This is a genomic window from Oceanicaulis sp. UBA2681, assembly GCF_002354675.1.
Taxonomy (GTDB): Bacteria; Pseudomonadota; Alphaproteobacteria; order Caulobacterales; family Maricaulaceae; genus Oceanicaulis; species Oceanicaulis alexandrii.
In genome coordinates, this window is the sequence record NZ_DEMB01000003.1 from 231,935 (window position 1) to 240,832 (window position 8,898).

The 8,898-nt window shown below is 62.9% G+C and carries 7 protein-coding genes; 3 read left to right on the forward strand and 4 right to left on the reverse strand.

The window, feature by feature from the left end; translation table 11 throughout:
• Positions 1-1,119 (forward strand): peptide MFS transporter (locus B3M53_RS01820; RefSeq protein WP_286799562.1); only part of this gene is annotated, 1,119 nt, incomplete at its 5' end.
• 51 nt (positions 1,120-1,170) lie between these two features.
• Here the strand turns inward: B3M53_RS01820 and B3M53_RS01825 are convergent.
• From B3M53_RS01825 to B3M53_RS01840, 4 genes are all read right to left on the reverse strand, one after another.
• Positions 1,171-2,097, reverse strand: a complete 927-nt coding sequence (locus B3M53_RS01825; RefSeq protein WP_273020864.1) for an aspartyl protease family protein — start codon at positions 2,095-2,097, stop codon at positions 1,171-1,173.
• Positions 2,098-2,205: 108 nt separating this feature from the next.
• Complete coding sequence (locus B3M53_RS01830; RefSeq protein ID WP_273020862.1) at positions 2,206-4,302, reverse strand: TonB-dependent receptor plug domain-containing protein; 2,097 nt, start codon at positions 4,300-4,302, stop codon at positions 2,206-2,208.
• A 117-nt stretch (positions 4,303-4,419) separates the two neighbouring features.
• Positions 4,420-5,832, reverse strand: coding sequence for a metalloprotease TldD (tldD, locus tag B3M53_RS01835; protein WP_273020861.1), 1,413 nt, complete (start codon positions 5,830-5,832; stop codon positions 4,420-4,422).
• 88 nt (positions 5,833-5,920) lie between these two features.
• The gene (locus B3M53_RS01840; protein WP_273020859.1) at positions 5,921-6,550 is read right to left on the reverse strand and encodes a tetratricopeptide repeat protein; all 630 of its coding nucleotides are present in this window, start codon (positions 6,548-6,550) and stop codon (positions 5,921-5,923) included.
• A 262-nt stretch (positions 6,551-6,812) separates the two neighbouring features.
• On the opposite strand from B3M53_RS01840, the gene coxB reads away from it, so the two are divergent.
• Both coxB and B3M53_RS01850 read left to right on the forward strand, forming a co-directional pair.
• Positions 6,813-7,679, forward strand: a complete 867-nt coding sequence (coxB, locus tag B3M53_RS01845; RefSeq protein WP_022701649.1) for a cytochrome c oxidase subunit II — start codon at positions 6,813-6,815, stop codon at positions 7,677-7,679.
• A gap of 11 nt (positions 7,680-7,690) precedes the next feature.
• A partial coding sequence (locus B3M53_RS01850) for a cbb3-type cytochrome c oxidase subunit I (RefSeq protein WP_286799563.1) occupies positions 7,691-8,898 on the forward strand: 1,208 nt, incomplete at its 3' end.

The window sequence follows — 8,898 nt, forward strand, 5'->3', positions numbered from 1 at the left end:
CTGGGCGAGACCGTGGGCTGGTGGGCCGGCTTCGGTCTGGCCGGTCTCGGCATGGCGCTGGGCTTTGTCGTGTTCGTGCGCGGCCGCGCCCTGTTCTTCCTGCCGGGCAAGAACCTCATCGACCATGTGGGCAATCCGCCCAGCCGCGAAAAACTGAAAGCCAAGGCGCTGGGGCCGCTCAACACCGAATGGCTGCTCTACGGCGTCGGTCTGGTCACCGTGGTCGTGGTCTGGTTCATGGTTCAGGCGCACACGATCCGTTTCACCCTGCCGGGCATGGGCGAACAGGATCTGCTGGCGCTCTTCCTGCTCATCGGCGGCCTGGGCTTCCTGGGCTATATGGGCGTCTACATGGTCAAGAACTGCACCAAGGTGGAGGCGCAACGCCTGATCCTGGCGCTGATCCTGATCATGGTGTCGGTCGTGTTCTGGGCGCTCTTTGAGCAGGCGGGCTCGTCCATGAACCTGTTCGCCGCGCGCAACACCGATCTGTCGGTGGGCTCGGCCTCGATCACCGCCAGCCAGGTGCAGTCGTTCAACGCCGGCTTCATCTTGCTGTTCGCACCGGCGTTTGCAGCCCTGTGGGCGTTCCTCGCCAAGCTGCAGAAGAACCCCAATACGCCGCTGAAATTCGGCCTCGCGCTGGTTCAGGTGGGCCTGGGCTTCATGGTGCTGGTCTGGGGCGTGAACTTTGCGGGCGATGATTATCGCGTGCCGCTGATCTTCCTCGCCGGCGCCTATCTGCTGCACACCACCGGCGAGCTCTGCCTGAGCCCCGTGGGCCTGTCGGCCATCACCAAGCTCAGCCCGGCCGCGGTCGTGTCCACCATGATGGCGGGCTGGTTCCTGTCGAGCTCGTTCGCGCAATATGTGGCGGGGATCATCGCCACTTTCACCGCCACTGACACCGTGGCGGGCCAGGTGCTCGATCCTGAAGCGGCGCTCAACGGCTATGCCGCCGTGTTCGGCTCGATCGGCATGTTCGCGATCGCACTGGGCGTGATCTTCGGCCTGCTCAGCTTCTGGCTGAAGGGCCTGGGCCATGGCCGTGCGGAAGACCAGATCAGCGCCAAGGCGGAAGCCGCCGGCCCCGATCAGGACGCCCGCGACCTGCTTTAAGCGCGGTCTCATGCACTGAGAAAAGCCCCGGAGCCTGACTCCGGGGCTTTTTTAATGGCTCAGCTGGGCGCGGCGATCACCGGGACAGCGCCAGGTTTCGGGGCCGGGATCGATCTGAGCCCGACCGGTCTCAAAATCGATGGTCAGGGCGGTGCTCTGCAACAGGTCCAAGCCCACGATCATGGCGGGCCGGTTGTCCCAGCCCATGGCGCGGAAGACATCGAGATCGGCCTCGCTGACCGCGATTCGCCGCAGGCAGACGCCGCCCATGCGGAACTGGCTGAGGATCACCCGGTCTTCGGTTTCCACAGGGTTCGGAATACGGGTCATATTGCCCACATTCACCACGCTGACGGGGGTGCGCTGGTTCAGGCGCCGCGCCAGCGCATGATTGACCAGCGTGATGGGCGAGCCGGTATCGATCAGCACCGCGATGTCGTCCTCGATCCGGCGCGCTTGCGCGGCGCCCACCAGCACCTGCCGCACGGGATCGATGCGCGCGTCGGCGTATCGCGGCTGCTGGGCGTCCACAGTCAGGCGCGCTTGCGGATAGTCGAGCTTGATGACGTGACCTGTGAAGGCGTTGCTGCCCAGAAGGCCGAACAATTCCAGCTGAAGATCGGGCGGGGTGGGGGTGACCACGGTGTCGATCTCGCCCAGAGGCAATGGCCCCAGCCTGAGATCAACCAGGCCATGACGTTCAGCCTGAACCTCAGCTGTCAGGGTCTGGACCGCGTCCAGCCGGTCTTGCGTGCTGATGAAGCCGTGCGCTTCCGCCAGGCTCTGGGCGATGGCGGTGTGGCTGGCGCCGGTGTCCGGCGCGAACGGGTAGGGCCCGTCAGTCCCGATAAAAACCGGCGCGACGAAATAGCCTGATGCGGTGCGTTCCAGCTCGATCACGCTTGACTGAGCCACGGCGCTGGCGGCGAGTCCCAAGGACAGCGCCGCCGCGGTGAAAGCGCGCTTGGCGGCCTTCATACGACCTCCTCCCAGCAGGATCGCCGGATCACGCATCGCCCGGCGCTTCGCCCTGCTGTTATAAGTTTATCAGATCGTGCGCCGCGCCGGGATTACAAATCAGAAGCGTCAGAAAGCCCCCCGCACGCTGAGGAAGATCTGCGGGCCGTGGTCGAAATATCGCTGCTGGTGCAGGCGTTCGACGCCATCTGCGCGGGACCCGTCATACAGGATGCGATCTTGCTTGTCGGTGGTGTCGAGAATGAAGTTCGCCCCCAGACGCGTGGTCAGGCCGAACCAGCGCGTGGTCTCCACATAGACATCCAGATCGCCGGCCGGGTTCTGGATGTTGGTGAAGCGGCTGACCCGGTAGGATGACCGGTCAGACAGATAGAAATAGTCCCAGCCCCAGGCCATCTGGCGCTCGGGGAAGGTCTGGCGGAAATCAAAGCTCACCTCCCATTCCGCAATGCCGGACCAGGAGCGCTCCACACCGGTGACCGGATCATCGACATTGCTGTCATACCATTCCACGAAGCCGTCCAGCGTCGCGTTCTGAAGGCCCAGCCAGCCCAGCGGGCTGGTCCATTCCAGCGTCGCCCGGTTCAGGGCGCCATCGCCGATATTGCCCGGCGCATCGAAAACCGCGGTCGGGGTGATGATGGCGATATAATCGTCCAGATCCTGAACCCAGACTCGGCCCAGCGTCAGCGTCACCGAGGCGTCTTCATTGAAGCGCTGCTCGAACTCCGCTTCCAGCGTCCAGTCGGTTTGGGGGCGGTAATCGGGATTGCCCACATCAACCTGATCGGAGTTGAGGTCCACCGAGCTGGCGAAATTGCCGAAATCAAGCTGGTCCACATTGCGCTCAATGCCGATGCGGATGCGGCGCTGGTCGCCGGGACGCCAGGTGAAGCTGCCGCGCGGCTTGAGATAGGTGAAGGTGCGCGACTGACCGGCGGAGCCAGACTGGGAAATCTCGCTATATTCATAGCGCAGACCGCCTTCCAGAGAGAACGCGTCATTGATCACCCAGACGGCGTCGGCGAACGCTTCGCCGCGCACTTCTTCAACACGGGTGTCGCTGACCGGCAGGGGGATTTCCTCAAAGCCCGATCCCAGATCTTCAAACAGGGCCAGGCTGGCGTCGAGCGCATTGAACGCGGCTTCTGCGCCGAAGGTCAGCGAGTGGGCCTCCGTCAGCGTCCAGTCAAAGCTCTGGCGCAGCGCGGTTTCCTCTTCGGCGTTCTGATAGAAGACCTGGACCCGCTCAATGCCGTTTGAAAACGTGTTCACGCTTTCCACTTCCGGCCCGTTATCGGTGTCAGACCGGGTCAGAAGGAAGGTCGTGGTCGAATTCAGTCCGTCCGACCAGCGATGCTCCAGCGTGGATGACAGGCCCGCCTGCCAGCTGCGCTCATCGTTTTTCTGTTCCACATAGGCGGCAGGAACCGGCGCATCGTTCACATAGTCATAGGCGAAGCCGGAGATGATGCGGCGCCAGGCGACAAACTCGGCGTTCGCATTGACGCGCACTTGGGTGTTCTCGCCCAAAGGCCCCGCATAGCTGATCGAGGGTTCGATCTCGCGATAGCGTCTTTGATCATTGTAGTGCTCGCGCGATAGCCGCACGCCGTCCGGACGGGTGGTTTCAACCGTTCGGTCATTGGCCGGCCCCCAGGTCTCCCAGTTCAGCCCCAGAGTCAGCTCGCCCGATCCGACAGGGCGCGTGACGGCGCTTTGGAATTCCGACGCCAGTCTGGACGAATTATTCAGGGTCAGGGTGTGATCAAAGCTGGCGCGCGTCCCGGCGCCCTCGACCAGAATGACATTTGCGAGCTGGCTGAAGCCGCGCATTTCGTATTCGGGCAGGGGTTCGCGGATCAGTTCGATGCGCACCACCTGAGCCGCTGGAATGCGTTGCAGGACCGTGCCCAGCCCCAGCGTCTTGTCTGAGGGACGCACGCCATTGATGAGCAGATTGCCGAATGCGTCCGCCAGGCCGCGCCGGTTGGTGTCGCCGTCCGACAGGGAAAAGCCGGGCAGGCGATTGACCATGTCGCGCGCGGTCACCGGGCTGAACTCGGTGAAGAAGCTGGCCGGATAGGCGAGAATGGCGCCGTCCGCTTCCCCTTCAGCGACCACAGGCTCAGGCGCATCATCGGCCAGCGCGGCCGGGGTCATCACCAAAAGGAAAGCGAGCGGCGCCGTTCGAAAAGTCATCATCAATCCAGTCTTGCAAATCAAAGTCAGGCGCAAGCTAGAGGGCCTTGCGTGAAATATCTTATTACAAGGCGGTAAGTGACTACTTTGTAAGGTGGGTTAACCGAAAAGCGCCCGGTGTTAACCCGCGCCGCCGACCGTCAGGCCGTCAATGCGCAAGGTCGGCTGCCCCACGCCCACGGGCACGCCCTGTCCGGCCTTGCCGCAAGTGCCGACGCCGGGATCGAGCTGCAGATCATTGCCGATCATGGAGATCTTGGTCAGCGCCGTCGGACCGTCCCCGATCAGGGTCGCGCCCTTGATCGGCTCGCAAATCTTGCCGTCCCGCACGCGATAGGCCTCGGTGCAGCGGAAGACGAACTTGCCCGAGGTGATGTCCACCTGGCCGCCGCCGAAATTCTTGGCGTAGACGCCGTCTTTCAGGCTGTCCAGAATCTCGCCCGGATCGGCGTCGCCCGCTTCCATGATGGTGTTGGTCATGCGCGGCATGGGCGGGTGGGCGTAGCTCTCGCGGCGACCGTTTCCGGTGGGCTCCACCCCCATCAGGCGGGCATTTTGCCGGTCCTGCATATAGCCTTTCAGCACGCCGTCCTCGATCAGCACGGTGCGTCCGGTGGGCGTGCCTTCATCGTCAAAGCTCAACGAGCCGCGGCGATCGGGGATCGTGCCGTCATCGACGACCGTCACGCCCTTGGAGGCGACTTGCTGGCCGACCTTGCCGGAGAAAGCGGAGCTGCCCTTGCGGTTGAAATCGCCTTCAAGGCCATGGCCCACCGCCTCATGCAGCAAGATCGCCGGCCAGCCCGGTCCAAGCACCACTTGCCATTCGCCCGCCGGGGCGTCGACGGCTTCAAGATTGACCTTGGCCACGCGCAGCGCTTCGTCGGCGAGGCCTTTCCAGGCGCCCGGCGCGATCCACTGATCAAACGCGGCGCGACCGCCAGCCCCGGCGGAGCCGGTTTCGCGGCGGCCATTGCGTTCGCAGGTGACGGAGACGTTCACGCGCACCAGCGGGCGCACTTCGCTGCGCACATCGCCGCCGGACCGCACAATGCCGATCACCCGGCGCGAGGCGGACACCGAGGCGGACACCTGCACCACTTCAGGATCGCTGGCGCGGCAATACGCGTCGATCTCCGCCAGCAGGGCGGACTTGGCTTCAAAGCCCGGCTGCGCGATCACGTCCACATCTTGATAAAGGGTCTGGTTGGCGCGGGCCGGAGAGGGCGCCATGACCGCGTCGCGGCCCTGACGGGCGGCGTTTGCGGTTTCCCCGGCGCGCTTGAGCGCAGCCAGGGTTGGATCGGAGGAGTGCGCGAAACCGGAGGCTTCGCCAAAAACGCCGCGCAGGCCAAAGCCGCGCTCGGCGTCGAAATTGGCGACTTTCAACCGACCATCATCAAAGGCGAGGCTTTCCGCCGTAGAGGTCTCAAGAAACAGCTCGCCATCATCCGCGCCGACCAGCGCCTCGTCGAGCACGCGGCCCGCATCATCAGCGTCAAATTCAAAAGCGGAAAACGGATCAGTGGTCATGACGGCTCCTGCGCGTGGCGGTACGCCGTCATACATAGACCCTCACCATTGCGAGTGCGAGGGGCGCGGGCAGGTTGTCCCGCTTCAATCAGCCCTGATGCCAGATAAAGCGGCCGGGCTGGGCGGCCAGCGTGACATTTTGAGGATCTTGCTGCGCGGCCTGATTATAGGCGGCGTAGGCGTCCTCGAACCGGCCCAGAGTCTCAAGCGCGATGGCGGTGTTGAAGGCGACCAGCGCCGAGCTGGCGCCCAGCTCTTCGGCCTGACGCGCGGTCTCGATCGCCTGCTGCGCTGAACCGGTGGTGATTTGCGCGGCGGACAGGTTCAGCCAGGCTTCGGCCAGCTCCGGCGCCAGCTCGACCGCTTCTTCAAGGTCAGAGCGCGCCTGCCCGTTCTGGCCGCGCGCGAGCAGCATGACGGCGCGATTGGTCAGAACGCGCGCGCGAGTTTCGCCGCTGACCGACGCATCACGAAGAAGAAGATCGCAAGCGCCGAGGGCGCGACCGGTCGCGCCGGAGTCCCGTGCGCCAGCTTCGCACTCATAACGCGCGTCTGTTTCGAATGACGGGCTTTCATCGGCTTGCCCCAGGGCGCGGCCGGAAAAGGCGAAGGAGATCGCGAAGGCCAGCAGGGCCGCCATGGCCAGACCGAACACACCGCCGGTGAGCGCCTGTATGAGCGGCTTGTTCTGGCGGGTTTGAAAACTGTGTGTCGACATCAATCTGGCCCCCTCAGACTTCATAATGAGCAACAAGGTTAGCAAAGCCTAAATCAACGGGCCAGACATTCATACGCACAAGGAGGTGGAAAAAGGGCGCCAAGTGCGACAAAAAGGCGCTTAAGCTCGATTGGCTCGCCTGTGATTGCAGTCTATATCGTGCGCAACGAGCACTGTGGCGACGAGTCGCCGCATCTGGCGTTTGAGCGTATCTCGCAAGACGTCGCCAATTGGACGATAGAACCAGGACTTTGGGGAAATTATGCGATTCTCGGCCATGCTGGGCGCCTTCGCCGCCCTTTGTTTAACGACCGCCGGCGCTTCGGCGACCGTCATCGGCGCGCCGATCGACGGTAATCTGGGGCTGCAGCAAGCGGTCACTCCGGTGAAGGAAAACATCGACGTTTTCCACACCATGGTGCTGTGGATCATCACCGCCATCACGCTGGTCGTTCTCGGCCTGCTGGTCTGGGTGATGGTGCGCTACAACAGCAAGCGCAACCCTGAAGCCAAGAAGTTCAGCCATAACACGCTGGTCGAAGTGATCTGGACAGGCATCCCGATCCTGATCCTGGTCGTGATCGCGGTGCCGTCCTTCAAACTGCTTTACTTGCAGGACGTCATTCCCGAAGCGGATTTCACGATCAAGGCGACGGGCAACCAGTGGAACTGGACCTACACCTATCCCGACCATGGCGGCTTTGATTACGTGGCCAACATGCTTGCGGACGAAGATATCGCCGGCCATCCGTTCGCCGCTCTGCGCAATCTCAGCACCGACCTTCCGGTGGTGGTGCCGACCGGCGCGACCGTGCGTGTGGAAGTGACCGCGTCTGACGTGATCCACAACTGGGCCATGCCGGCTTTCGGCATCAAGATGGACGCGATTCCGGGCCGTCTGAACGAAACCTGGTTCATGGTCGACGAGCCGGGCATCTATTACGGCCAGTGCTCTGAACTGTGCGGCCTGCGCCATGCTTACATGCCGATCGAAGTCCATGTGGTGCCCGAAGAGGTGTTCACCGCCTGGGTCGATGCGGCCAACAATGACCCCTATACGGCGCCGGACGTCCTGGCCGCCTATTATAACGACGTGCGTGGCGGGGCTCGCCTCGCTTCCGTCCAGTAAGGAGAGATCAGATGTCAGACGCTGCTGCGCATCACGACGATCACACCCCCAGCATCTGGGACTGGAAGCGCTGGGTGTATTCCACCAACCACAAGGACATCGGCACGATGTACCTGATCTTCGCGATCTTCGCGGGGGTTGTGGGCGGCGCCATGTCCGGCCTGATCCGTTGGGAGCTCGCCGAGCCGGGCCTTCAGGTCTTCAACAACGGATTCTGGGGCAACGAGCATAACTACAACGTCATCACGACCATGCACGGTCTGATCATGATCTTCTTCATGGTCATGCCCGCCATGATCGGCGGTTTCGGCAACTGGTTCGTGCCGCTGATGATCGGCGCGCCGGACATGGCCTTCCCGCGGATGAACAACATCTCGTTCTGGCTGCTGCCCTTCTCCTTCCTGCTGCTGTTCAGCTCGATGTTCGTGCCGGGCGCAGGCGGGGATGACGGCTTTGGCGGCGGCTGGGTGATGTATCCGCCCTTGTCGACGTCAGGGCATAACGGCCCGGCCTTCGACATGGTGATCTTCTCGCTGCACATCGCGGGCGTCAGCTCGCTGCTGGGCTCGATCAACTTCATCACCACGATCTTCAACATGCGCGCGCCTGGCATGACCCTGCACAAGATGCCGCTGTTCGTATGGTCGATGCTGGTGACGGCGTTCTTGCTGCTGCTCTCGGTTCCGGTTCTGGCCGGCGCCCTGACCATGCTGCTGACCGATCGTAACTTCGGCACCACCTTCTTTGATCCCGCCGGCGGCGGCGACCCGATCATGTACCAGCACCTGTTCTGGTTCTTCGGTCACCCGGAAGTGTACATCCTGATCCTGCCCGGCTTCGGCATGATCAGCCACATCGTGTCCACTTTCTCGCGCAAGCCGGTCTTTGGCTATCTGGGCATGGCCTACGCCATGGTCGCCATCGGCTTCATCGGCTTCATCGTGTGGGCGCACCACATGTACACCGTGGGCCTGAACGTGAACCTGAAAGCCTATTTCGTGGCTGCGACGATGATTATTGCGGTGCCCACAGGCATCAAAATCTTCTCGTGGATCGCCACCATGTGGGGCGGCTCCATCCAGTTCCGCACCCCGATGATCTGGGCGATCGGTTTCATCTTCCTGTTCACCGTGGGCGGCGTGACCGGCGTGATGCTGTCAAACGCCGGCATCGACCAGTCGCTGCACGACACCTATTACGTGGTGGCGCACTTCCACTA

What these genes read in the sequence shown, in the direction of transcription:
- B3M53_RS01825 (WP_273020864.1), bottom strand. Translation starts at nt 2,097, where the DNA reads ATGAAGGCCGCCAAGCGCGCTTTCACCGCGGCGGCGCTGTCCTTGGGA.
- B3M53_RS01830 (WP_273020862.1), bottom strand. Translation starts at nt 4,302, where the DNA reads ATGATGACTTTTCGAACGGCGCCGCTCGCTTTCCTTTTGGTGATGACC.
- tldD (WP_273020861.1), bottom strand. Translation starts at nt 5,832, where the DNA reads ATGACCACTGATCCGTTTTCCGCTTTTGAATTTGACGCTGATGATGCG.
- B3M53_RS01840 (WP_273020859.1), bottom strand. Translation starts at nt 6,550, where the DNA reads ATGTCGACACACAGTTTTCAAACCCGCCAGAACAAGCCGCTCATACAG.
- coxB (WP_022701649.1), top strand. Translation starts at nt 6,813, where the DNA reads ATGCGATTCTCGGCCATGCTGGGCGCCTTCGCCGCCCTTTGTTTAACG.